Annotated in this window: 20 protein-coding genes; 9 read left to right on the top strand and 11 right to left on the bottom strand. The window is 62.1% G+C overall.

The genetic code is table 11. The features are described 5' to 3' along the window. The first annotated feature begins 18 nt into the window (after nucleotides 1–18). Nucleotides 19–603, top strand: coding sequence for a GNAT family N-acetyltransferase (locus Q0931_RS04090; protein WP_299257557.1), 585 nt, complete (start codon nucleotides 19–21; stop codon nucleotides 601–603). Nucleotides 604–714: 111 nt separating this feature from the next. Here Q0931_RS04090 and Q0931_RS04085 read toward each other — a convergent pair whose 3' ends face one another. The 5 genes from Q0931_RS04085 to Q0931_RS04065 all read right to left on the bottom strand — a co-directional run bounded on the left by Q0931_RS04085 (nucleotide 715) and on the right by Q0931_RS04065 (nucleotide 6,391). Next, complete coding sequence (locus tag Q0931_RS04085) at nucleotides 715–1,530, bottom strand: peptidylprolyl isomerase (RefSeq protein ID WP_299257555.1); 816 nt, start codon at nucleotides 1,528–1,530, stop codon at nucleotides 715–717. Nucleotides 1,531–1,542: 12 nt separating this feature from the next. Further along, complete coding sequence (gene narI, locus Q0931_RS04080; protein WP_299258184.1) at nucleotides 1,543–2,220, bottom strand: respiratory nitrate reductase subunit gamma; 678 nt, start codon at nucleotides 2,218–2,220, stop codon at nucleotides 1,543–1,545. Further along, a complete protein-coding gene (gene narJ, locus Q0931_RS04075; protein ID WP_299257553.1) occupies nucleotides 2,220–2,954 on the bottom strand; it encodes a nitrate reductase molybdenum cofactor assembly chaperone in 735 nt (244 codons plus the stop codon). The genes narI and narJ overlap by 1 nt, the downstream gene beginning before the upstream one ends. Next, nucleotides 2,947–4,524, bottom strand: a complete 1,578-nt coding sequence (gene narH / locus Q0931_RS04070; protein ID WP_299257551.1) for a nitrate reductase subunit beta — start codon at nucleotides 4,522–4,524, stop codon at nucleotides 2,947–2,949. The genes narJ and narH overlap by 8 nt, the downstream gene beginning before the upstream one ends. Nucleotides 4,525–4,846: 322 nt before the next feature. Then, nucleotides 4,847–6,391: a DUF262 domain-containing protein gene (locus Q0931_RS04065; RefSeq protein WP_299257549.1), complete on the bottom strand. Its 1,545-nt coding sequence runs from the start codon at nucleotides 6,389–6,391 to the stop codon at nucleotides 4,847–4,849. 310 nt (nucleotides 6,392–6,701) lie between these two features. On the opposite strand from Q0931_RS04065, the gene Q0931_RS04060 reads away from it, so the two are divergent. Then, the gene (locus Q0931_RS04060) at nucleotides 6,702–6,941 is read left to right on the top strand and encodes a glycerophosphodiester phosphodiesterase family protein (RefSeq protein ID WP_299257547.1); all 240 of its coding nucleotides are present in this window, start codon (nucleotides 6,702–6,704) and stop codon (nucleotides 6,939–6,941) included. A gap of 75 nt (nucleotides 6,942–7,016) precedes the next feature. Here the strand turns inward: Q0931_RS04060 and Q0931_RS04055 are convergent, their stop codons facing one another. The 4 genes from Q0931_RS04055 to Q0931_RS04040 form a co-directional block, all read right to left on the bottom strand. Next, nucleotides 7,017–7,400, bottom strand: coding sequence for a hypothetical protein (locus Q0931_RS04055; protein WP_299257545.1), 384 nt, complete (start codon nucleotides 7,398–7,400; stop codon nucleotides 7,017–7,019). Nucleotides 7,401–7,499: 99 nt separating this feature from the next. Then, on the bottom strand, nucleotides 7,500–8,063 hold the full coding sequence (locus Q0931_RS04050; protein WP_299257543.1) for a YdcF family protein: 564 nt from the start codon (nucleotides 8,061–8,063) through the stop codon (nucleotides 7,500–7,502). 83 nt (nucleotides 8,064–8,146) lie between these two features. Beyond that, the gene (locus Q0931_RS04045) at nucleotides 8,147–10,174 is read right to left on the bottom strand and encodes a TonB-dependent receptor (protein WP_366941579.1); all 2,028 of its coding nucleotides are present in this window, start codon (nucleotides 10,172–10,174) and stop codon (nucleotides 8,147–8,149) included. A gap of 272 nt (nucleotides 10,175–10,446) precedes the next feature. Further along, nucleotides 10,447–10,800, bottom strand: a complete 354-nt coding sequence (locus Q0931_RS04040; RefSeq protein WP_299257541.1) for a DUF488 domain-containing protein — start codon at nucleotides 10,798–10,800, stop codon at nucleotides 10,447–10,449. Between the two features lie 202 nt (nucleotides 10,801–11,002). Between Q0931_RS04040 and Q0931_RS04035 the strand changes: the two genes are divergently transcribed. The 5 genes from Q0931_RS04035 to Q0931_RS04015 are packed head-to-tail and all read left to right on the top strand — an operon-like array spanning nucleotide 11,003 to nucleotide 15,996. Further along, nucleotides 11,003–11,839 carry an ABC transporter ATP-binding protein gene (locus tag Q0931_RS04035; protein WP_299257539.1) on the top strand — a complete coding sequence of 279 codons (837 nt, stop codon included), beginning with the start codon at nucleotides 11,003–11,005 and terminating at the stop codon, nucleotides 11,837–11,839. Further along, the gene (locus Q0931_RS04030; RefSeq protein WP_299257537.1) at nucleotides 11,827–12,681 is read left to right on the top strand and encodes a dipeptide/oligopeptide/nickel ABC transporter ATP-binding protein; all 855 of its coding nucleotides are present in this window, start codon (nucleotides 11,827–11,829) and stop codon (nucleotides 12,679–12,681) included. The genes Q0931_RS04035 and Q0931_RS04030 overlap by 13 nt, the downstream gene beginning before the upstream one ends. Nucleotides 12,682–12,705: 24 nt before the next feature. Beyond that, nucleotides 12,706–13,128, top strand: a complete 423-nt coding sequence (locus tag Q0931_RS04025; protein WP_299257535.1) for an ABC transporter substrate-binding protein — start codon at nucleotides 12,706–12,708, stop codon at nucleotides 13,126–13,128. Further along, the gene (locus tag Q0931_RS04020; protein WP_299257533.1) at nucleotides 13,125–14,225 is read left to right on the top strand and encodes an ABC transporter substrate-binding protein; all 1,101 of its coding nucleotides are present in this window, start codon (nucleotides 13,125–13,127) and stop codon (nucleotides 14,223–14,225) included. The genes Q0931_RS04025 and Q0931_RS04020 overlap by 4 nt, the downstream gene beginning before the upstream one ends. A 10-nt stretch (nucleotides 14,226–14,235) precedes the next feature. Next, complete coding sequence (locus Q0931_RS04015) at nucleotides 14,236–15,996, top strand: ABC transporter permease subunit (protein ID WP_299257531.1); 1,761 nt, start codon at nucleotides 14,236–14,238, stop codon at nucleotides 15,994–15,996. Between the two features lie 98 nt (nucleotides 15,997–16,094). On the opposite strand, the gene Q0931_RS04010 is transcribed toward Q0931_RS04015, so the two are convergent. Next, nucleotides 16,095–19,877, bottom strand: coding sequence for a nitrate reductase subunit alpha (locus Q0931_RS04010; RefSeq protein ID WP_299257529.1), 3,783 nt, complete (start codon nucleotides 19,875–19,877; stop codon nucleotides 16,095–16,097). A gap of 22 nt (nucleotides 19,878–19,899) precedes the next feature. After that, nucleotides 19,900–22,584 (bottom strand): MFS transporter, encoded by a 2,685-nt coding sequence (locus Q0931_RS04005; protein ID WP_299257527.1) that lies wholly within the window; start codon nucleotides 22,582–22,584, stop codon nucleotides 19,900–19,902. A gap of 222 nt (nucleotides 22,585–22,806) precedes the next feature. Here Q0931_RS04005 and Q0931_RS04000 point away from each other — a divergent pair, with 222 nt between their 5' ends. After that, nucleotides 22,807–24,522, top strand: a complete 1,716-nt coding sequence (locus Q0931_RS04000; RefSeq protein WP_299257525.1) for a histidine kinase — start codon at nucleotides 22,807–22,809, stop codon at nucleotides 24,520–24,522. Continuing rightward, complete coding sequence (gene narL / locus Q0931_RS03995; protein ID WP_299257523.1) at nucleotides 24,519–25,202, top strand: two-component system response regulator NarL; 684 nt, start codon at nucleotides 24,519–24,521, stop codon at nucleotides 25,200–25,202. The genes Q0931_RS04000 and narL overlap by 4 nt, the downstream gene beginning before the upstream one ends. Nucleotides 25,203–25,232: the final 30 nt, after the last annotated feature.

Here is a 25,232-nt window from a genome sequence, read left to right as displayed (position 1 = left end):
AGCAGGGACAGTATCCGCATGAGTGACAGGCCTGGAAAGCTCGATGTAACAGGACGTGGTGTGACCGTACGCGATGTGATGGATCAGGATCTTGCCGCCATCCACGCCATCTATGACCACCACGTCCGCCACGGGCTGGGTTCGTTTGAAGAAGTGCCGCCAACGCTTGAAGAGATGACCCGACGCTGCGCGGCCATTCGTGAGGGGGGCCTGCCCTATTTCGTCGCCACGCTCGATGGTCGCGTGGTGGGCTATGCCTACGCCGGTTTTTTCCATCCGCGCAGCGCCTATCGCTTCTGTCTGGAGGACTCGGTCTACGTCAGCCACGCTGCCCACGGCCGCGGCGTGGGCAGCGCGCTGTTGAGCGAGCTGCTCACGCGCTGTGAAGCCGGCCCCTGGCGCCAGATGATTGCGCTGGTCGGTGACAGTGACAATCAGGGCTCGATCGCCCTGCACAGGCGCTTTGGCTTTACCCATCAGGGCGTGATCGAGGCGTGTGGCTTCAAGTTCGGCCGCTGGGTCGATGCGGTGATCATGCAGCGCCCGCTCAACGAGGGTGACACGACATTGCCGGAAACCGGTCCGCCGCAAACACCGGGCTAAAGGCGCCTTGCCGAGCCGGACATGACAACGCCATCGACCCTTCAGGTCGATGGCGTTGTTGTTTGATGGCATTGTTGATGGATGCTGTTGTTGATGGATGCGGCGGGCCAGCTACTGCATCAGCGCCCCGCCGGCCTCATCATCAAGCGTAATACCGGTGACGCCGATCTCCTCTGCCAGTGCCAGCAGATAGTGGCGCAGGGCGCGGCGGGTGGCCTGCTCGCGCAGGGTATGGCGCACCCGATCGATCACCGTCTCCAGCGGCAGTGCCTCGCCCTCGATCTTCTGATCGATCTGCACCAGATGCCAGCCGTAGCGCGAGGCCAGCGGCCGCTCATGCAGCCCCTCGGGCAGGTGTTTGAGGGCATCATCCAGCTCCTTCACGGTCTGCCCGGGTGCCAGTTCCCCCAGCGCCCCGCCGCTCTCCTTCGACGGACAGGCCGAATGGCGCAGGGCGAACTCGTCAAAGCGCTCCGGATGCTCGGCAAGCTCACCGAGCAGAGAGTCACCCAGCGTTTTCATCTCGTCACGCGCGGCCTGATCGTCCGGCGCCGCCGGCAGCAGAATGTGGCGCACGCGATAGCGCGGCGGCGTGCAAAAGCGGTCGCGATGCGCCTGAAAGAAGCGTTCGCAGGCCGCGTCATCGGGCTCGGGCGTGTTCAGGGCCTGATCCAGCAGCGTGGTCATAGCATCCTGCTCATCCATGGCCACATCGCGCCCCAGCGTCATGGCGACTTCCTGGCGCAGCAGCTCGCGAATGACCAGCGCCCGCGCCGCCGCCAGCTGCGCGCTTTCCGGCGAATCGGCGCCGTGATACTGCATCTCGGCGGCAATTTCTGTCGGGTCGATCGGCGTGTCACCAACAACGATGGGCGGCAGGGCCAGAGTTGGCGCCTCCGGCAGCGTTTGCGTGTCGATCATCTGCATGGCGGTATCTCCTCAGGCGCGGCGGCGGACCAGCTGATAGCGACGGCCGATATAGCCAAACGGCGCGCTCCAGGCGTGGACCAGGCGGGTGAAGGGGAAAATCAGCACGATGGTCAGGCCTACAAAAATGTGCAGCTTATAGATCAGCCCGACATCCATCAGATGGCCGGCGGCGCCGGCGCGGAAGAACACGATCGACTGTGCCCACTCGGCCAGCGGCAGCATCACGCTGCCATCGAGATGATCGACGGCGGCCACAATGGTGAAAAGCCCCAGCGTCACCTGCACCATCAATAGCGCTAGAATCACGATGTCGGCGGTGCTGGAGCTGGCCCGCACGCGCGGATCAAACAGGCGCCGATGAAGCAGGATCATGCCGCCGATCAGACACAGCACCCCGGCAATGCCGCCCACCACGATCGCCATGATCTGCTTGTTGCCCGGGGTGATCGCCCACTCATAGGCCCAGTGCGGGGTCAAAAGCCCGACCAGATGGCCGAAGAAGATCACGATGATGCCGATGTGAAACAGATTGCTGCCCACGCGCATGCGTTTTTTGGTCAGCATCTGGCTCGAGCCGGTCTTCCAGGTGTACTGGCCATGGTCAAAGCGCAGCAGGCTGCCCAGCAGAAAGACCGTGCCGGCAAGATAGGGGTAAAAGCCGAACAACAGGGTATGGGTATAGTCCATCATGAGGTGACTCCCGAGGCAGGATCGATGATACGGACGGGCTGGGCCGCGTCGCGCGCGCTCTGTCGCTGCTGCGCGCGGCGCTGGCCGGCGGCGGACTGCACCGCGCAGTCCTGATCCGAGCTTGCGGAGAAGCGCACGGCTTCCTCTTCCCACACCGCATCAAGTGCGGCCGGCGTGTCATCGCGCGTCTCCTCGCGCACTGTCTCCTGATGCTCGGTAATCTCGTCCTCGGCACCGATCAGTGCCAGCAGCGTGGCCGTGGCCAGCGCCTGATCGGCCTCGCGTTCTTCGAGCCGGGCGGTCAGGCGCGCCAGAATGTGGGCGATCTCGCCGAGCTGGCCGGCAATCTCGGCCTCCGTTCGGGTTGAGAGATACTCCAGAAACAGCGGCAGATAGTCGGGCAGCTCCCGGGCATCGAGCTCAAAGCCCGCCTCGCGATACTGCACCAGCAGATCGACCATCGCCTGACCGCGGTCGCGCGATTCGCCGTGGACGTGCTCGAACAGCAGCAGCGAGGTCGCCCGGCCCTTGTCAAACAGCGCCACATAGTCGGCCTGCAGATCGAGCAGGTCCGCCTGAGCCACGCGGCGAATCCAGCCCACCAGCGTTTCCCGCCGCAGGGGCGTGAGCCGGTCCTCGGCCTTGATCACTGCCGTCATTTCGGGGGCGGCCTGCTGCAGGTCCCGGGTGGGATAATCCAGCAGCCGGGCCAGTACGATCAGACTACGCATGGCGATCCTCCTCGGCGTCATAAGGCGCCACTTCCGGCTCGTAATGGGAGACCACGGGTTTCACCAGCGTGGAGGTCTGACGGCGCCCGCCAAACAGGCTGCCGGCGCTGTCGCCGCCGTTGCAGCCCTGCCCGAACGTGAAGCCGCAGCCGCCGCGCTCGGGGAAGGCCTCGCGGGCCTGTTCGCGGTGGGTCGAGGGAATCACGAAGCGGTCCTCGAAATCGGCCAGCGCCAGGTAGCGATACATGTCCTCGATCTGTGCCTTCGTCAGTCCTACGGCTTCGAGCACCTCGCTGGCCTCGCGGCCCTCGACCTGCTGGGCGCGCTTGTAAAGACGCATCGCCATCAGACGCTTGAGTGCGCGGATGACAGGCCCTTCCTGTCCGGCGGTGAGCAGGTTGGCCAGATAGCGCACCGGGATGCGCAGCGATTCGATGTCCGGCAGCACGCCGTCGCCTGGCACGTTGCCCTGATCGAAGGCGGACTGGATTGGCGACAGCGGCGGCACGTACCAGACCATCGGCAGGGTGCGATACTCCGGGTGCAGCGGCAGGGCCAGCTGCCAGTCGATGGCGAGCTTGTAGACGGGTGAGGCCTGCGCGGCCTTGATGACGTTGTCTTCCACCCCGTCGCGGCGCGCCTGGGCAATCACCTCCGGGTCATGCGGGTCGAGAAAGATTTCGCACTGGCGGTGGTAGAGGTCCTGCTCATCGGCGCTGGCGGCGACTTCCTCGATGCGATCGGCGTCATAGAGCAGCACGCCGAGCGAGCGGATGCGGCCCACGCAGGTCTCCGAGCAGACGGTCGGCTGACCGGACTCGATACGCGGATAGCAGAAGATGCACTTCTCGGATTTACCGCTTTTCCAGTTGTAGTAAATCTTCTTGTACGGGCAGCCCGACACGCACATGCGCCAGCCGCGGCACTTATCCTGATCGATCAGAACGATGCCGTCCTCCTCGCGCTTGTAGATCGCCCCGCTCGGACACGACGCCACGCACGCCGGGTTCAGGCAGTGCTCGCAGAGCCTGGGCAGATACATCATGAAGGTGTTTTCAAACTCGCCGTAAATGTCGGCCTGGATGCGATCGAAGTTCTTGTCGCGGCGGCGCTTTTCAAACTCGGTGCCAAGAATCTCTTCCCAGTTCGGCCCCCACTCGATCTTCTGCATGCGCTGACCGCTGATCAAAGAGCGCGGCCGTGCCACCGGCTGATGCCTGCCCTCGCCGGCGCGGTGCAGGTGCTGGTAGTCGAAATCAAACGGCTCGTAGTAGTCATCGATTTCCGGCAGCTCCGGGTTGGCAAACAGCTTGGCCAGCACGCGAAAGCGCCCGCCGATGCGGGGCTCGATCGCGCCGTCCCGGCGGCGCAGCCAGCCGCCCTTCCACTTGTGCTGGTTCTCCCACTCCTTTGGGTACCCGATGCCGGGCTTGGTCTCGACGTTGTTGAACCAGGCGTACTCCATGCCCTCGCGACTGGTCCAGACGTTCTTGCAGGTCACGGAACAGGTATGACACCCGATACATTTATCGAGGTTGAGCACCATGCCCACCTGTGAGCGAATTCTCATAATCACGGCCTCCACGACGATCGCGCATGGACTGCCCGCCACCGGCAGGATGCGCAGTTATGGGGCCAAGCGTGCGCGTGGCAGGGGCTGGTGGTTTTGATGCAGGTCAAGGTGGGCGGGGTGTGCAAAGGTGCATACCTCTTTGTAGGTAGATAACGAAAATGCGGATAAAGACTGAAAAATCAGATGCTTGAGGGCTTATCGGGGATTTGTTAGAGAGAAGCTCAGGAGGTAGGGATTCTTTGGGGGTAAGGCTGGATAATACTATCCAGCCGTTCGTTCGGGTTTTTAATTGTTTGTATTAAATAAAAAGACTGAATATTTAATTTTTATATGTGCTGTTACAGTATGGGTGAGCTAGTTGTGCATTTTCAGCACTACCAGTACCCCCATTTTCTTTTCTCTGTATATGATCAAAAGAAGTTGAGTTTTTGTGGATCAATCCTTGACAGATTTGACATCTGATGGGGTTTTTGAGAGCTTCTTGAATAAAGGCTGTAGATTTAACGTTGTTTGAAAAAGAAGACTCGTTTGTTTTTGTGAAAGACGGAGAAAATTGTAAAAAACCGAAAATATCGTCTTTTGATATATTTTCTACTATATCTGTGTCGCTAGTGCCTTCTAGCTTAAGATTTAAAAGTTTTACATAGAACTCAAATAGCCTTCTATGGCCCTTTTTAGCTCCACTCCCAAATTTATTGGTTATTTGATTGGGTATGCTTTTATATTGAAGCATAAAATTCTCAAACCCTTCTCTCGCTGAAATGAATTGTTTGAGTTTTTTATGTTGATCAAGCCATTTAACGAATTCAATGGCTGCTAAAAATGAGGTAGGTTGATATCTTCCAGAAACGCTATAAAAGTAAACGATTGGATGTAAACCAAGGGATGAAGGGTGTTGCCCAGTTATTCTAGATAAAATCCTTTTTGTGGTTTTTAAAAAATTTATTGTTTCTGATCCGTCTAAATCGTTACTAACTTGAGATTCAGTTTTATTGTTGGCCAAATTGATAAGATCAAGCAGCAAGTTTAAGGACCCTGCAGAATAGCCCTTGCCAGCCACTGGTAAGTCTAAAGTTTTTATAGGGGTTTGAAATGTAGGCGAAAAAAGGAGATTGTTTATATGATTGGAAAGTTCTTCGATCGTATCTTGAGCTTCTAAGCTAAAGCTAGACCAGTATTTATGCCCTTTACCTGCTCGTATTATAGCTCTAGAGGCTATGGCATTCGGCTTTTGTCTCGAGTTTAGTAACCTTAGTTCGGTTTTATCAATAGGAGCAGCATGCTGATTTATTTTGAAAAAAGATTCTTCTGCTTTTTCAGCATCACCTGTGACCCACTGCAGTTGCAGCGCTGTAAAACCTAGTTTTTTTGCTTTTTCTACATGTTCTTGGTTTGCTCGGTCCGGATACCTAGCTGCATGTTGTAAATCTTTATAAGAGCCAATTTTCTTTGAAACTTCCTTTCTTGTTTTTTCAGCTATTTTCTTTTGCTCGTCAGAAATTTGATGCTCGAAAAACTGCCTTGATATATCTCCGTCACCATAATCGTCGCTGACCCAAGCTATTAGAGCGCTTAATCTATGGCCTCCATCGATCACAAAAATATTAACTCCTGATTGCCATAATATTATAGCTGGTATTAGGTCGCCGCTTATATAACTCTCTATAAAGCTTGAGATTTTATCTGGGGTCCAATCGGCAGTTTCCCTTTGAAAATCTGGTTTTCTTAAAATTGGATAAAAAAACGACCCTTCTTCCAAATCCCTTATTTGTATAGTTTGTCCAAATTGAGAAGTGCTGCCTCCTTCGTTAATAGCAAAGTCTTCTCGAGGAATTAAGGCGTCAAGGTTAACTTGTTGTGGCATAAAGGCACACCGGTTGTTTGTTAATTTTTTAAATTAGCATTTTTCTATTTAAAAGGGAATTAGCTTTATAAGCTCCTTGAGGGCTAGGGCAATAGCAGTCAAGCCAGTTTAATAGGGTAAGAGTTCAGTTTTTTGTTTCCTATAGTTTTTGGTTATCGGTGCTCCTTTTAGCTAATCGGCCCGTCTCATCGCAACCTTTCTCCTACCCGTTATTACGCTGTAGATACATCAGCGTCTTGCAACGGTCATCCGGCGCGCTCACTGTCCATCTGGCAGGTCCTTCTCTCATGATCAGTTGAGGATTCGTGCCATGCCCTTGCCCAACCGTTCGTTTCTCACCACTTCCCCCCGTGATGCCTTTGATATCGACACCGCTCGCCTGGCCGATTTCAGTGCCGATGATTTCGAGCTGGTCGCCCATCGCGGCGCCAGCGGCTATCGGCCCGAACACACGCTGGAGGCATATCGATTGGTGATCGAACAGGGGGCCGATACCATCGAGCCCGACATGGTGCCCACCCGGGATGGTGTGCTGGTCGATTTGGGCTAGTAGTGGCGGGCCGTGGCGTAACGCATCAAAAAGCCCCGCCATCGGCGAGGCTTTTTAGAGGTCAGACATGAGCTGTTATCGGTAATAGTCAATGATGGTCTGCCCCTGCTCGTCGCTGTTGACCAAAACGGTAAAGGTATCGCTGAGATGGCTGACCACGTTGGCATCTCTTACCAGCTCTTGATCCTTGAATCGAAGCGACATCTGATCACCAATGTGGGTCTCGGTAAATTCCCGGAGTTCCCCGCTGCATTCGGCAGAATCGATCACATCGACCGTGACGATCGGATTTGACGCCTCGTCATGATCCAGCGCGATATCGTGCACGCACGCCTGCTTGATGGGATACGTATAGCTGCCGGAGACGAATACCAGTCCGTCATCGGAGCGGTCGGGCGCCTCACCGCTGCAGCCGGCCAGTGCCAGAACGAGGGCGAGAGGATAAAGGTGGGGTTTCATATAAAGGCACGCTCTGACAGGTGAAAGAGGGGTAACTCACACTGTAGCCTCAAAAAGAACCGGCAGAGATTACGGTGAAGGTGAATCGGGTTCGAGTCATCAGCTCTGCGCAACAAAGAGGTCTGGATCAAGCCCGATGGTATCGGGACTCGTGATATCGCCCTTGCTGGCGTATTTCTCTATCTTTTGAGTTTCTGCAACGAACTTGTCGAGAAAGGCGGCAGGCGTGACGGCACTCAAGCGGTAGGAATGGATGCCAATGGTCCACTGCGGAAGCGTTTTTGTCGCCGTCAAAAATACTCTTGGCGCCGAGTAATCCTTGCAGATGATTTCGATGGTTTTCTGCTCTGATGCTCCATGCAAGAGAGGCTCTGAAAACAGGAAGTTTTCCAGCGTGTTGCTGGCATTGTTCTCACATTCGATTCGAGACGGTGGCACACCCCGGGCGACGGCGAGTGCCTTTATATTTGCGGATTCATTCGCATGGCCGCTGATAATCACGGCCCTTTCCGAGGCCCTGAATCGTTCGGCAACAACGTCAGCAATGTCATCATGGCTGTGCGCTGACCCGAGTACGAAGATGACATCGCTGTGTTTGTTTTCCGGCAGTGCGTCGATGATGTCAGTGGCGCGAGCATGGCGATCATCGTAATGCCATTCCATCGATACTCTCCCTGTCATGACTCATCCAGTATTGAATATCCCGCGCCGGGCAACCGCTTCGCCGGCGCGGTTATCTATTTTCGTTAAAATCCGACTTCCAGCCCGGCATAGAAGGTCCGCCCCGGTGCAGGCTCGAAATAGCGAGTGTTGTTGGCGTTGATGCGGGTGTTGGCGAAGTGCTCGCGGTCGAACAGGTTGCGAATGCCGGCGTAGAGATTGAGGCTCGTGTCGCCACCAAGCTGCCAGCCCTCGCCGGCGCGCAGGTTGATCAGCCAGTAGCTGTCGACGTCCACGTCATTGGCGTTGTCGGCCACCATGTCGCCGATGTACTGGGTTTCCAGCGTGGCAAAGCGCTGGTCAGTGCCTTCCCAGGTGAGCCAGTTGACCCAGGTCTGCTCCGGCAGGCCGGGAATGCGGTTGCTGTCATAGCGTTCGCCTTCGGCTTCGAAACTGTCGAAACGGTAGTGGGCCAGCGTCAACGCGCTATCCAGCCGCCAGGTCTCGTCGATCTGCCAGCCCAGTGCGACTTCAAGACCGTCCCGGTCGGTGTCCCCGGCGTTCTGGTAGAAGGTCCGGTCGTTGTCACCGTCCAGGTAATAGGGCACCAGCTCGTCGCGCACCCGCACCGAGAACAGCGCCACGTCGTAGTTCAGGCCGTTATTGAAGTGACCGCGCAGACCGATCTCGCGGTTCCACGCCTTCTGCGGTTCGACGCTGGCGTTGAAGCCGCCGCCGCCGGCAGGGTTGGCAAATTCGGAGAAGGTCGGCGTCTCGAATGAGGTGCCGGTATTCACATAGGCCTGATGATCGGGCAGGTAGCGATAGCTCAGGCCCGCGGAGCCGCTCCACTCGTTGAACTCGCGATCACCGCTGTCATCGCCGTTGGTGGTGAAATCATCATCCACCTTGAGCCTGACGCGGTCGTAGCGCGCGCCCAGCGAGGCGGTCCACTGATCGGTGAGATCAAGGTCGCCCTGCACAAAGACGCCGGTCGAGGTGGCGGTCTGGGTCTCGTCGGCCGCCGTATCGGTGACTTCGCCACTGAAAGCCACGTTGCGTCGCCAGCGGTCATCCTTCTGGTGCGCCGCATCGATACCCACCACGTAGCGCAGCGGCATATCACTCAGGCTCAGCGCCTGACGGTACTCGGCGCTGCCGCCAAAGAAGTCGCGGTCATAGCCCAGCAGGCTGTCGCCCGGATAGGGCAGCTGCTGCTCGAAGTTGCGCCAGGTGTAGAAGCCCTTCACATAGAGCTCGCCGGGGCCGGCGGAAAGATCCTCATACTGAAGCCCGACCACCTGCTGATCGACGCTCTGGCCGGTGTCATATTCCCGGGTAAAGCGACCGGCCTGATGGCGCTTTTGGGAGACCTGCTCACGGGTCAGGCCGCCCGGGTCTTCCGAGCGCGGGTTGTCGAGCAGATTGACGATGGCAGTCAGCGCGCGGTCCTCACTCAGCTCGCGGCGCAGTTTGGCATTGAGCAGGTACTTTTCGACCGAGCTGTGGTCACGATAGCCGTCCTGGTTCAACGCCGAGAGGCTGACGTGGTGCGACCAGTCGCCATCGCTGCCACCGGTCTGCAGGGAGGCCTTTTTGTAGCCGTCGCTGCCGCCTTCCACACGCAGGCGGGTGCCCGGGTCCTCGCGGCCGTCAGCTGTGGTCACCGAGATCACCCCGCCTGCGGCGTTGCCGTACAGCACCGACGACGGCCCACGAATCACCTCAATGCTCTCGGCGCTGTCGAGATCAATGGCATCGATCTGGGCCTGGCCGTCGGGCAGCGTATAGGGGATGCCGTCCATCAAAATGGTGACGCCGCGCACGCCAAAGGGCGCGCGGGCGCCAAAGCCGCGGATCGCGATGCGCTGGCCCTGGGCAAAGTTGTCGCGGTTCTGGATGAACACGCCCGGCACCTGCCCGAGTGATTCATCCAGCCGCACGCGCTGCTGGCCGCGCTGAATGCTCTCGCGCTCGACGGTCGAGACGGCCGCCGGGGTGTCGTAGAGCTCGCGGGCCAGACGCGGGGCACTGATGACCATGGTCTCCACGGCCTCATTGGGCGCTGTCTCCACGGCCCGAGTCTGCTCGCCATGGGCGGTCCCTGCCGCCATGGCGCCCGCCAGCGCAAACAGCAGCGTTCTGCGTGATGTCATGTTGTTCCCTTGAAACGGTTGTTCCCCATGGACACATGGGTGTTGTCGTTATGTTATTGGTTATGGCGCTGAGTTTAGCATCCGGTAACGCCCTATCGGGCGCGGGGGCGGCATCCTGGGGCAGGTTTTCAGCAGAGCGCGTCGGGTCATTGAGCAAGCGACTCGACAGCGCCCTGTCTGGTGGGGTGCCTTACGGCGGATATCTTGAACGGAAGATCGACTGTCTCCCTCTAGCGAGTGCGCTTGAGAAAATCCCTGAGCACCACGGCGTTGTTGCACTCTTCATCCCGGGCGGCAAACAGCAGGGTCAGCCCTTCCTCATTGGCGTGCTCGCGAAGCGTCTGCGCCAGCGTCGAGTCCCGGTCCCGCAGCTCCCGGCGGTAGGCCTCATAGAAGTCGTTCCAGCGCTCGCGGTCGTGGCTGAACCACTTGACCAGATCCTTCGAGGGGGCGATGTCGCGATACCACTCGTCGATATGGGCGTCTTCCTTGGCCATGCCCCGTGGCCACATGCCGTCGACCAGCACGCGGTAGCCGTCGCTGCTGTCGCGCTTGTCATAAATCCGCTTGAGCTGAATCTGCATGTCGCCTCCTGTCGATAGTGCGCGTGGGTTCAATAACACATTAGCTGTTTCGGATTCAGCCTGCAGGCTGCGTTTTGTCGCACCCGGCCAGGTCGGCAGGGCCTCAGGGATACTTAAGGAAGGCACAATACACGTTGCCGATTGTTATGATATAACCTAGCGCGCCAAAGAGGACTCAGACGGTCGGGAGCGTGCGCGAAAGATGTCGGCGAATGCGGTGTTAAGGGTCAACGAGCTGTGCATTCGTGCCGGCGGACAGACGGTGGTCAGTGATCTCTGCTTTCATGTCGCCGCGGGCGAACGGGTCTGTCTGCTGGGGCCATCGGGCTCCGGCAAGTCGCTGACCGCCGGGGCCATTCTGGGACTGTCGCCGCACTCGGTGCAGATCGATGGCAGCGTGTGCATCAATGGCGTGGAGGTGGCCGATATTCGCGCCACCCGTCGCCCGATGCAGTCACGCTCGGGCATGGTCTTTCAGGACACCCATTCGGCGCTCAACCCGCTGGTCAGCGTCGGGGCGCAGCTGCGTGAACCCTTCATGCGCTTTCACGGCCTCTCGCGCAAAAGCGCCCTGGGAGCGGCCATGGCGATGCTGCGTGGCATGAACATCGAAAGGGCCGAAGAGGTCATGCAGCGCTCGCCGGCCGAGCTTTCCGGCGGGCAGCGCCAGCGTATCTGCATGGCGCTGGCGCTGGCCTGCAAACCGGCCCTGATCGTGGCCGACGAGCCCACCACGGCGCTGGATGTGCTCACCCAGGAAGAGGTGTTGAAGCTCCTGCGCGAGTGCACCGGCACCTCTGACACCCCGGCGCTGCTGTTTATCTCCCACGATATCGGCGCGGCCTGTCGGCTGTGCGAGCGTGCCGTCATCATCGATGATGGGCGGCTGATCGAGAGCAACACGCTGACCCACATCATCGCCAATCCGCAGCATCGCTTTACGCGTCAGCTGGTGCACGCGCTGCGGGAAAGCGCCCCCGGCATGCCGCCTTATGCCGCCGACTTTGATGTGCGCGAGGGTCTGCTGTGCACGGCGTAGATTCCAGCGATGCGTCATCGCCATTGCTGTGCGCCGAGGGGCTGCATAAACATCTTTATCAGCCGAGTCCGGCGTTCTGGCGGGCGCGGTCACCCCGCACGATCCTGCGCGACATTCACCTTTCCATTCACGCCGGGGAGCGCATTGGTCTGGCCGGCGTCTCCGGGGCCGGCAAGACCACGCTTTTGAACCTGCTGCTGGCGCTGAAGGGCGCCGATGCCGGGTCGATCACCTGTCAGGGTCGCGTCGTGCGCCCGGCCTCGGTGCGGGCCCTGCGCTGGTACCGACGGCTGGTGCAGTACATCCCCCAGGACCCGGCATCGTCACTGGACCCGCGCATGAGCGTGCGCGAGCTGATCCGCGAGCCGCTGGTGCGTCTGAACGTGCTGGATAACCACACCCGGCGCATCGAGGAGGCGCTGGATCGGGTGGGGCTCGGCCAGAAGTTTCTGGGCTATCGACCTGATGCACTGTCCGGCGGTCAGGCCCAGCGCGTGGCCATTGCCCGAGCCGTGGTACTGCGTCCGCGGCTTCTGCTGGCCGATGAGCCGCTCAGCGGGCTGGATCTGCCGGTGCGTGCCCGGGTCATGCAGCTTTTCGATGACATGAGTCGACTCGATGGCACCGCCTTTGTGATCATCTCGCATGATCTCTCGGTCATGCCCCGGCTCTGTGAGCGCACGCTCATCCTGCATAACGGCGCGATCATCGAGGACCGTCCGACGCAGGCCCTGTTCGAGGCGCCGGCCCATGACCATACCCGGGCACTGGTGCGCGCCGCACGGCTGGAGCACGCCGTGATCACACCAGCGGCCACTCCTTCCCTTCACCCTGTTCCTTGATACCGATTGCCCAGGAGATCCGTCTTGACCCTTCGTCGCGCGTTTTATCTATCCCTCGGGGCCCTGTCGCTGGCCCTGCTTACCGGCTGTCAGCAGGAAGAATCCACCCAAGAGGACGCCGCCAGCGCCGACAGCAAGCGTCTGCGGGTCGCCATGCTGCAGCCGCCGCGCTCCGGACTCAATCCGCTCACCGATGATGCCTTCAAGCTGTCGCGCTGGCGTACCGCCGAGACGCTGATTCGCCTGAACGATGACAATGACCCGCAGCCGTTGCTGGCCACCGGGTGGGAGCGCCTCGATGAACGCACCTGGCGCTTCAAGATTCGCGGTAACGTCACCTTCCATGACGGCACGCCCCTGACCGCCGAACAGGTCGTCAGGGCACTGACGGCGGCCACCCACGCCGCGCCGCGCCGCGCCCGCGCATTCTTGATGGCGTCAACATGACCATTGAAGCCGATGGTGACAACGCCGTGCAGGTACGCACCGAACATACCGACCCGCTGGTGCCCAATCGCCTCTCCAGCCCGCAGCTGGCGATCATGGCGGCGAAGGCCTACGGCGAGGATGGCCGGGTCAATCCGATCGAGGCCGGCACCGGGCCGTTTGTATTGAAAGAGATCAACGGTACCCAGAGTGCCCGACTCGATCGTTATGACGACTACTGGGGCGAGCGTGCCGAACTGGCCGGCATCGACGCCGACTACGTGCCCGACGGTACCGCCCGCGCGGCGGCCCTGCGCACCGGTACGGCCGATGTGGTCGAGGCCGTGCCGGTCTCCCAGGTCGCGCTGATCGACCCGGAGCTGGTCCATGAGGTGCCGATGCCGCGCACCAACACGCTCTATCTCAACACCGAGCGCGGCGTGTTCAGCGACCCGACGATGCGCGCCGCGGCCCGTGAAGCACTCGACCAGGCAGCGATCGTCAGAACGGTCTATGAAGGGCGCGCCGATGAGGCGAAGGGGCTGCTGGGGCCAGCACTGGCCTGGGCCGATGGCCTGCGTTCGCCGATTGAAGGGCGTCCCGAAGCCGCTGACCCGAACGGCGCCAGTATCACGCTGGGGACCTTTACCGACCGCGCGGAGCTGCCGGAAGTGGCGGTGCTGCTGGAGCAGCAGTTGAAGGCCGCCGGTTTCACGGTCCATCAGGAGGTGCGCCAGTACGCCCATATCGAATCGGACATGCTGGCCGGGGCGTTTGACGCCGTCATCCTGTCGCGCGCGACCATGCTCGATTCCGGCGACCCGGTCGCCTACATGTACAGCGACTTCGCCTGTGAGGGCTCCTTCAACATCGCCCAGCTCTGTGACCCGAAAGTGGATGAGGCGCTGGCCCGCGCTGCTGACCTGCCCACCGGGCCCGAGCGTCGTCAGGCGATCATCGACGCCGAAGCCGCCATTCTGGAAACCGATGCCGCCGTGCCAATGCTGCATGAGCGCGTCATCCAGGGTGAAGCCGCGCGAGTGGCAAATACTGTGCGCGACCCACGCGAGCGCGAACTGATCACCGAGCACACGCGCCTTGATGGCGCCTCTCGTTAAGGCGGCGGTCATGAGCACGTCCGGTGTGACTACTGCCCCCTTCCATGCCCTGGTGCCAAGCCTGCGCATCCTGGTACCTACCCTCTCGCGGCTGGTGACGCTGTCTGCCGTGGTGGTACTGGTGGGGCTGCTGCTCTGGCTTTCCGGGCGTGATCCGGCGTTGAGCATCCTGCGTGCCCGCGCCGGCGATCAAAATCCGACGCCGGAAGCGCTGGACGCCATTCGTGTCCAGCTGGGGCTTGATATGGGCCCGTGGGAGAAGCTCGGCCACTGGCTCTGGGGCCTTGTGCACGGTGACGCCGGGATCTCGTGGATTTCGGGCGGGCCGGTGCTGCCCGGCATGCTGTCGGCCACCGGGGTCTCGCTGGTGCTGATGCTCGGGGCCCTGCTGGTGGCGCTGGTGACCACCGTGACGCTGTGCGTGAGCGCCGTTCGCCGCGGGCTGATCGGCGAGCCGGTGCCCACCTCCGGGGCCGTGGGCGCCACGCTCACCGCCCTGCCGGAGTTTCTGCTCGCCGCGATCCTGTTGGTGGTCTTTGCTGCCGGGCTCAACTGGCTGCCGCCCTATGGCTGGGGCGAGTGGCGCCATATGGTGCTGCCTTCGCTGGCGCTCGGGCTGCCGGCCGGCGGGCTTCTGGGGCGGTTGTTCAGCGACGGTCTGACGGCGAGTTTTTCCGAGCGCTGGGTGGCGACCTGGCATGTGGCGGGCTTTGGCAGGCGGCGCATTGCACTGGCTGTGCTCAAGCGCACCCTGCCCAGTCTCATGCCGCAGGTGGGGCTGGTGGTCGTCGGGCTGACCGGCGGGGCGATTGCCGTTGAACAGGTGTTCTCGATTCCCGGTCTGGGGCGGGCCACCCTGGGGGCCGCCTCGGCGCAGGACATGCCGGCGCTGCAGACCGGCATCGTGCTGCTGCTGGCGATTGCCGTGGTGCTCGGCGGCGCGGCGGGGCTTGTCCGCACGCTGATGCTTGGGCGGACCCTGCGCGCCGGCGCCATTCCCGTGACCCGCCATGAGTCTCACCGCGGGCGCTGGCAGTGGCTGGTGCCGGCGGTGGTGGCGCTCGCGCTGGTGATCATTATTGTCGCCGGCATGGGGCGCGACCCGCTCACCTCCAGCTACCTGCGTCTGCAGACGCCGAGTCTGGCCCTGCCGCTGGGCGCCGATGGCACCGGGCGCGATATTCTTGCCCGCGTCAGCCACGGGGCGCTGTCGACCATGGGCATGGCGCTGGTCGTGGTCACCATCACCTTTGTGCTGGGTCTGTTGATCGGGCTGGCGCCGCGGCTGGCGGCCGGGCCCATCGAGGTCACCAACGCCGCCCCGCCGGTGATTGCCGGTCTGATCGTGGCCGGTGTGATGGGCCCCAGCACCAGCGGCGCCATCATTGCGGTCACGCTGGTGAGCTGGGCGCCGCTGGCGGCGCACACGGCAGCGCTGGTGAGCGAAGTGCAGGGCCAGGCGCACGTGCGCATCACGCCCATGCTGGGGGTGGGGCGTCTGCGGCTTCTCACCCGCTATGTGCTGCCGGCGGTGATCGGCCCGGTCTTTCGTCACGCCATGCTGCGCCTGCCGGGCATCGCCCTGGCGCTGGCCGCGCTTGGGTTTCTGGGCCTCGGCCCCCGCCCGCCGGCACCAGAGTGGGGGTTACTACTTGCCGAAGGCATTCCCTATCTGGAGCGCGCGCCCTGGGCGGTGCTGGTGCCGGCACTGGCGCTGGTACTGATGTCGATTCTGGCGGTGTCGCTGTCGAGCCTCTGGCGGCGCGGCTGAGCGCCCGGGTTGAGACAGACTGAAAAGAAAGGCGCCCCTCCTGCGAGGGGCGCCTTTTTGCCGGGGGATGGAAGCTGCCGGTTTATGACCCTGCCCGACTACCCCTTTACCGGTGCCTGCACGCTGTCGGTGCCTTCGCCATCCAGCCAGTTGATGTGGTGCATGCGCCGCACCACCACGAACTCGTCGCGGTTGGAGCCGACGGTGCCGTAGTAGTTGAAGCTGTACGAGAGCTGGGCGTAGCCGCCGATCATGTGCGTGGGCTTGGGACACACGCGGGTGACCGAGTTGTGAATGCCGCCGCGGGTGCCGCTGATCTCCGAGCCCGGCACGTTCACGATCCGCTCCTGGGCGTGATACATCATTGCAAGGCCCGGCTTGACGCGCTGGCTGACCACCGCCCGCGCGGCAATCGAGCCGTTGGCGTTGTAGAGCTCGATCCAGTCATTGTCCTCCACACCGAGCGACTTCGCATCGTCCTCGGAGAGCCAGACGATTGGCCCGCCGCGCGACAGCGTGAGCATCAACAGGTTGTCCGAATAGGTGGAGTGAATGCCCCACTTCTGGTGCGGGGTAATCCAGTTGAGCACCCGCTCGGGGTTCTGGTTGCCATCGGGACGCTTGATACCGGCCATCGCGGCGCGGGTATCGATCGGCGGGCGATAGGTCAGAAGGCTCTCGCCAAAGGCACGCATCCAGGCGTGATCCTGATAGAACTGCTGGCGACCGCTCAGGGTGCGCCACGGGATCAGTTCGTGGACGTTGGTGTAGCCGGCGTTATAGGAGACGTGCTCATCTTCAAGGCCCGACCAGGTGGGGCTCGAGATGATCTTGCGCGGCTGGGCCACCACATCACGAAAGCGGATTTTCTCCTCATGCTTGGGCAGCGCCAGGTGGGCGTGTTCACGCCCGGTGATTTTCGAGAGTGCCTCCCAGGCGCGCACCGCCACCTTGCCGTTGGTTTCCGGGGCCAGGGTCAGAATCATTTCGGCGGCATCAATGGCGCTGTCGATGATCGGGCGCCCCTTTGCCGGGCCTTCGGCCTTGCAGCGGTTGAGCTGACCCAAAAGCTCGATCTCGGGGCCGGTGGGCCAGCTGATGCCCTTGCCGCCGTTGCCCAGCGTGTCCAGCAGTGGTCCGACCGAGGTGAAACGTTCATAAGTGGCCGGGTAGTCGCGCTTGACCGCAATCAGATGCGGCATGGTGTGGCCGGGAATGGGCTCGCACTCGCCGCGTTTCCAGTCGCGCACCTCGACCTGGGCCAGCTCGCCGGGGGAGTCATGCTGCATGGGCTGGGTGACCAGATCGGTCTCCTCGCCCAGATGCCCCACGCACACCCTTGAAAAGGCCTTTGCGATGCCCTTGTAGATCTCCCAGTCGCTGCGGGATTCCCACGCCGGATCGGTGGCCGCCGTCAGCGGGTGAATGAAGGGATGCATGTCGGAGGTGTTGAGGTCGTCCTTCTCGTACCAGGTGGCCGTAGGCAGCACCACGTCGGAGTAGAGACAGGTGGTCGACATGCGAAAATCGAGCGTCACCAGCAGGTCGAGCTTGCCCTCCGGGGCGTCATCACGCCATTCGACTTCTTCCGGCAGCGCCCCGCCCATCTCGCCAAGGTCCTTGCCCTGCAGCCCGTGGGTGGTGCCCAGCAGGTACTTGAGCATGTACTCGTGCCCCTTGCCGGAGCTGCCCAGAAGGTTCGAGCGCCACACAAACAGATTGCGCGGGAAGTTCTGCGGGTTGTCCGGGTCTTCCGAGGCAAAGCGCAGATCGCCGCTTTTGAGCTGGCTGATCACATAGTCGTTGAGCGGTTGCCCGGCGGCCTCTGCAGCACCGGCCAGGTGCAGCGGATTGGTGTCCAGCTGTGGCGCAGACGGCAGCCAGCCCATGCGCTCGGCGCGCACGTTGAAATCAATCAGGCTGCCGGAGTACTCCTCGCGCCGGGCCAGCGGCGAAAGCAGGTCCTTGATCTCGACCTTCTCAAAGCGCCACTGGCTTGAGTGGTTGTAGAAAAACGAGGTGCCGTTCATGTGGCGCGGCGGGCGGTTCCAGTCCAGTCCGAACGCCAGCGGTGTCCAGCCGGTCTGCGGGCGCAGCTTCTCCTGGCCCACGTAGTGCGCCCAGCCGCCGCCGGTCTGACCGATACAGCCGCACAGGATCAGCATGTTGATCAGGCCGCGGTACTGCATGTCCATGTGGTACCAGTGGTTGAGCCCGGCACCGACGATGATCATTGAGCGACCGCGGGTTTTATCCGCGTTGTCGGCAAACTCGCGCGCCAGTCGGGAGATCTGCGCTGCCGGCACGCCGGTGATCGCCTCCTGCCAGACCGGAGTATAGGGGCGCATCTGATCCAGTGAGGTGGCGCCGTCGTCTTCGCCGGTCTCGCCATCGCTGAGTCTGAGGCCCTGGTCAATGCCGTAGTTGGCCACCATCAGATCAAATACCGTGACCGCCAGCACCTGGCGCCCGTCCGCCAGGGTCAGCTGTTTGGCCGGCAGATGATGGTAAAGCACGTCGTTGCCATCGACGTGGTTGAAGTAGTCATGGCGGATGTGGCCAAAGTAGGGGAAGCCGACCCGCACGACCCGATCATGGGCGGGGACCAGCGACAGGCGCAGGTGAATGTCATCGCCGTCCGCGTCGCGCTGCTCCAGATTCCAGCGGCCCTGGCCCGCCTCTGCCTCACCCCAGCGAAAGCCGATCGAGCCACGCGGCACCACCAGCTGGTCGCGCGTCTCATCCCAGGCGACTGTCTTCCATTCGGGATTGTTGTCCTGACCGAGTGCGGCATCAAAATCGGCGGCGCGCAGCTGGCGGCCGGGCACGAAGCTGCCATCCTCGCGCGCTTCCAGCTCGACCAGCATCGGCATATCGGTATAGCGGCGCACGTAGTCGGTGAAGTACTCGCTTTGTCGGTCGAGGTAAAACTCCTTCAGGATCACGTGGCCCATTGCCATGCCCAGTGCCGAGTCGGTGCCCTGGGTGGGGCTGATCCACTCATCACACAGCTTGGCAACTTCGGCGTAGTCCGGCGTGATCGCGACCGTCTTGGTGCCCTTGTAGCGCACTTCGGTGAAAAAGTGCGCATCCGGCGTGCGCGTCTGCGGCACGTTGGAGCCCCAGGCGATGATGTAGTTCGAGTTGTACCAGTCGGCGGATTCCGGCACGTCGGTCTGCTCGCCCCAGGTCTGCGGGCTGGCCGGCGGCAGGTCGCAGTACCAGTCATAAAACGACAGGCACACCCCGCCAATCAGCGACAGATAGCGCGCGCCGGCGGCGTAGGAGACCATCGACATGGCCGGGATCGGCGAGAAGCCAATGATGCGGTCCGGCCCGTACTGTTTGGCGGTGTAGACGTTGGAGGCCGCCACCAGGGTTTCCATCTCCTGCCAGTCGGCGCGCACGAAGCCGCCCATGCCGCGCAGGCGCTTGTACTGCGCGGTCCTGGTTGGGTCCTCCACGATCGAGGCCCAGGCATCGACCGGGTCCGGGTGCTGCTCAAGCGCTTCGCGCCACAGCCGGATCAGCGCCTTGCGTACCAGCGGATACTTGAGCCGGTTGGCGCTGTAGAGATACCAGGAGTAGCTCGCCCCGCGCGGGCAGCCCCGGGGTTCATGGTTGGGCAGGTCCGGCCGGGTGCGCGGATAGTCGGTCTGCTGGGTCTCCCAGGTGACCAGGCCGTTCTTGACGTAGATCTTCCAGCTGCACGAGCCGGTGCAGTTCACCCCGTGGGTGGAGCGCACCACCTTGTCATGCTGCCAGCGGGCGCGATAGCCGTTCTCCCACTCGCGGCTCTCTTCGCGCACTTCGCCGTGGCCGCCCGCAAATGAGGTGCGGATCTTTTTCATGTACTGCAGTCGGTCGAGAAAATAGCTCATGGGTCAGTCTCCTTGGGCGTGCCTAGCAGGGGGCCGGGGCGTTACGACGGGCATAAAACCACCAGGTCAGCGCCATGCAGCTGAGATAGAAGAAAATAAAACCGTAAAGGGCCGGCGCCACGCTGCCGGACAGCGCCATCGCGGTGCCATAGGATTTGGGAATGAAGAAACCGCCGTAAGCAGCCATCGCCGAGATGAACCCCAGAACGGCGGCAGATTCGCGATTGGCCTCGGTGCGCACCTGCTCCAGGTGGTCATCACCCAGTGCCTGGCGACGCTGGTTGAAGAAGATGACCGGCACCATGCGATAGGTAGAGCCGTTGCCGATGCCGGTGGCGATGAACAGGATCAGAAACATCAGGAAAAAGCCTACAAAGCTGCCGCTCTGGCCCGGGTCCTGAGACAGGGAACCGCCGGGGAGAAAGAGCAGTACCCCCAAAACGCCTGCCACCATCAGAGCGAAGTTCCAGAGCGTGACTCGTGCCCCGCCCAGTCGGTCGGCCAGCCAGCCGCCCAGCGGCCGGGCGAGTGCGCCGACCAGCGGCCCCAGAAAGGCGTAGCGGGTCGGATCAACGCTGGGGAACTGCATGCCGGAGAGCAGCGGGAAACCGGCGGCAAAGCCGATGAAGCTGCCAAAGGTGCCCAGATACAGCCAGCTCATCAGCCAGTTGTGTTGGCGCTTGAAGATCACCGCCTGATCGCGGAAGGAGGATTTGGCCGAGGCGATGTCATTCATGCCAAACCAGGCGGCCAGTGCGGCAATGACAATCAGCGGCACCCAGATGAAGGCAAGGTTTTGCAGCCAGACCGACTCGCCGGCATGTACGCCCTGAGTGACGGTCAGCGGGCCACCGGCCATCGGCCCCAGCACGCTGGTGGCAATCACCAGTGGACCGATCAGCTGCAGGGCGGAGACGCCCAGATTGCCAAGGCCTGCGTTCAGGCCCATGGCGGTGCCCTTTTGTGACTGCGGATAGAAAAAGCTGATGTTGGCCATGCTTGAGGCGAAGTTGCCGCCGCCAAAGCCGCACAGCAGGGCCAGAATCAGCATCACGCTGTAGGGCGTATCAGGATGCTGCACCGCCACCCCGATCCACAGGCACGGCAGCAACAGCGAGGCGGTTGAAATCGCCGTCCAGCGCCGGCCGCCAAAAATCGGCACCATGAAGCTGTAGAAGATGCGAAGCGTGGCACCGGACAGGGACGGCAGCGCGGCCAGCCAGAAGAGCTGATTGGGGCTGTAGCCAAAACCGAGCTGGGGCAGGCGCACCACCAGGATGCTCCAGATCGACCACACCGCAAAGGCCAGCAGCAGGTTGGGAATCGAGATCCACAGGTTGCGCCGGGCAATGCGCGCTCCGGTGGTCTGCCAGAATGTGGCGTCTTCGGGGTGCCACTCGGTCAGTACCAGCGAACGGGGGGCGGCAAGCTCCGGCAGGTCCGTGCTGCGCGGGGCCTTGCCCCAGCTCTGGTTGTCGGCGCGGGTAATGGCGTAATGCATCCACGCAAGGGCGGCAATCACCACCACAAACAGCAGCATGAAGCAGCTCTGCCAGATGCCCACCACATCGTTGAGCATGCCAAACGTCAGTGGCAGCAGGAAGCCGCCCAGCCCGCCGACCATGCCGACCACGCCGCCGACCGCACCCACATGGTCGGGGTAATAGACCGGAATGTGCTTGAACACGGCGGCCTTGCCCAACGACATGAAAAAGCCCAGCACAAAGATCAGCACGATGAACAGCGGCAGTGTGATGACCAGCGAGAAGCTGACCTCACCGCGCACGCTCTCGATCATGAATCGGCTCGGCGGATAGCTCAGCACCAGCAGACACAGCGCCGAGATGCCCAGCGTCCAGTACATGACGCGTCGGGCGCCGATGCGGTCTGAAAGTACGCCGCCCAGAATGCGAAACAGCGAGGCCGGCACCGAATAGAGCGCCGCCACCATGCCGGCGGCAGCAATGCCCAGTCCGTAGACCTCCATCAGATAGTGGGGCAGCCACAGGGCGAGTGCCACGAAGCCGCCAAAGACAAAGAAGTAATACAGCGAGAAGCGCCAGACCCGCAGCTCGGAAAGCGGCGCCAGCTGCACCTTTAGAGGCACCGGCGCCCGACGCTCGGCATGGGCCGGATCCTCTTTCGCCAGCACCCAGAACGCGATACCGGCCAGCGCCAGCACGGTGGCATAGACCAGCGCCGTACCCTGCCATCCCATCGCCAGCAGCAGGAAGGGGGCAGCGAAGTTGGTGATGGCGGCCCCCACGTTGCCGGCACCAAAAATGCCCAGTGCCGTGCCCTGTTGGCCGGCGCCATACCAGGTCGAGGTGTAGGCCACCCCGACGATGAATCCGCCCCCGGCCAGCCCCACGCCCAGGGCAGCCAGCAGCAGCATGGCGTAGCTTGTCGCGAAGGTGAGCAGGTAAACGCAGGCCGCGCTGACCAGCATCAACAGGCTAAAGACCCGACGTCCGCCGAAGCGGTCGGTCCAGAGACCCAGCAACAGCCGGCTGACGGAGCCCGTGAGGACGGGCGTGGCCATCAAGAGCCCGAGCTGGGTATCGGACAGGCCGAATTCCTGCTTGAGGCGGACCCCGAGGATCGAAAAGATCGTCCAGACCGCAAAGCACAGCGTGAAGGCCAGCGTCGAGAGACCCAGCGCACGCCGCTGCTGTGATCGTGGTGGGGATGCGGTGTCTGCGCTCATGATGGTGCCCTCGTAGCCGGGATGATGGCGTCAGGACTACTGTGCGCGAGATGGCGCGAGCGCTTTTGACCGTCGTCAAAATAGACCGGCTGAAAATAGCGTTAAATCAGCGTGTTATCTCATTGGCGATAGCGAGCGGCGTGCCCGTAGATCGCTGAAAGCAAAGCCCTTTATGGGGTTGATTACCTCCTTGGAGGTAGCTGGCCCTCGCAGGAGGACACCATGGGGGTAGCCAAACGCTTTGTGCCCTCGCACTACGCGCTCTCCCTGATGCTTGCCCTGATTCTTTCGGGGGTTTCCCTGCTGGCGCTGGGGGGCATCTTGGCCAGCGGCTGGCTGGCCGATACTGCCCGGCTGGATGCCCGGATGATCAATCAGGCCGGCTCGCTGCGCATGCAGACCTGGCGGCTGGCAGCGCAGGCGCCCACTGCGGATGCCGAGCGTTGGCAGACGTTGCTGAAGGGGGTGGATGACACCTGGCAACGTCTGGCGACAGCGGTGGCCCTTGAGTATGAGCCAGACGTTGTGGCGCAGCTGGCGGACGTACGTCTTGAGTGGCGTGAAGCGTTGCACCCGGACATGCGTACCCCTGCGCAGGCGGTGAGCGTGGAGCCCCGGCGCATCGTTGATCATGTCCGTGCGCTGGATAACCTGACCAAGGCACTTCAGACACTGGCCGAGGCACGCATCAGCCGGCTTTGCACCCTGCAGGTGGTGTTGCTGTTGCTCACCCTGCCGCTGATCGCCTGGGGCGCATATCAGCTTCATTGTCACGTGCGTCGCCCGCTGGGGCGGCTTTTGAACGTGATCGAGGCCCTGCGCGCCGGCGAACTCAAGGCGCGCAGTGGCTACTGGCGCAACGATGAAATCGGGCTGCTGGCGGCCACCATCGATGACATGGCCGGTCAGCTCGACGCGTTTTGTCAGCATCTCAACGATCAGGTCGAAGAGCGCGGTCATCGACTGGAGCAGAGTCATCTGGCGCTGACGCTTCTATACGACAATGCACGCTATCTGGCCACGACCGCCCCCGAGGCGATCGACCCCGAACAGGCGCTGCGCCCCTTCGGGACGCTGATGGCCCCGGCCGAACTGAGGCTGGTCTCTCCCGGGGATCGCAGTGACGATGACGCCTACTACATTCCTCTCAAGGGCGATGCACAGACGCCTCTGGTATTGACGGCCCGCCTGCCGGGCGCGGCGCCGTTGCCGGCCTGGAAGTGTCGACTCTGCGAGACGCTGGCCGACCAGCTGGGGGCGGCGCTGGCCCTGCGCGCCCAGGGACGGCACAAGCGGCGACTGGCGCTGATGGACGAGCGCGCCGTGATCGCCCGTGAGCTGCATGACTCACTGGCGCAGTCGCTGAGCTATCTCAACATTCAGGCCCTGCGACTGGGCCGCGCCCTGCCGGAGACCACCGACAGCGACGCACCGGCCATTCTCGCCGAGCTGCGCGAGGACATCAATCAGGCCTACCGACAGCTGCGTGAACTGCTGGTCACCTTTCGTCTGCGTTTGACCGAGGATGGCATCAACGCGGCGGTACAGGCCACGGTGGGCGAGTTTGCCGAGCGGGGCGGGCTCGACATCGATATGAGGCTCGCCCTTGCCGATGACGTCCTCTCCCCCGATCAGGAGCTGCATCTGGTCCAGATTCTGCGGGAGGCGCTGGCCAACGTGGTACAGCATGCTCGAGCGAAAAAGGTCGCGGTGACCCTGACCGGCCAGGCCGGTAGCATTGAACTGATCGTTGAGGATGACGGCGTGGGCCTGCCCGAGCACCCAACGCGCACGCATCACTATGGCACCATCATCATGGCCGAGCGCGCCCGCAGTCTGGGCACCACGCTGGAACTGGTCCGCCGTGACACGGGCGGCACGCGGGTGGCGCTGAACTTCATCAACGATCCCCACATCCCGGGAGACACCACAGCATGAGCTCTCATGACACAAGCCCTCATGACATGAACCACCAGCCGCCACCACGCGGCGTACTGGTGGTGGACGATCACCCGCTCTTTCGACGCGGGGTGCAGCAGCTATTGGCGATGAGCACGTCGCTGAGTCTGGCAGGCGAGGCCGACAGCGGCGCCCGGGCGCTGGAGTACTGCACGCACCATGTGCCGGATCTGATTCTGCTGGACATGAAGATGGCGGGCATGGACGGCATCGAGACGCTGACCCGGCTGCGTGAAGCAGGCGTGGCCGTGCCGATCGTGATGCTCACCGTCTCTGAAGAGCAGGACGACGTGCTCGCCGCGATTCGCGCCGGGGCCAGCGGCTATCTGCTCAAGGACACCGACCCCGAGGCGCTGTTGGCGGCCATCGAGGCACTCGATGAGCAGGGCGATGCCTTTGATCCGCGCCTCATGGGCCTTTTGACCCGGGCCCTGCGTGAACCCGCGCCCGGTCCCGAGGCGCTGGTGGCCCGGCTGACCCGACGCGAGCGCGACATTCTGCGTCTGATCGCCCAGAGTCAGTCGAACAAGGAGGTCGGCCGGCGCCTCGACATCAGCGAAGGGACGGTCAAGGTCCACGTCCGGCATCTGTTAAAAAAGATGGGCATGCGCACCCGTACCGAAGCGGCAGTCTGGGCCGCCCGGGAAGGATGGAAATAAGCAGGGGGCTGGTCAGCCCCGGCACACCCG

It is taken from the genome of uncultured Kushneria sp., from assembly GCF_947497025.1.
GTDB lineage: Bacteria > Pseudomonadota > Gammaproteobacteria > Pseudomonadales > Halomonadaceae > Kushneria.
Note: the sequence above shows the minus strand (reverse complement) of the source record. Positions and strands in the feature narration are given on the sequence as shown.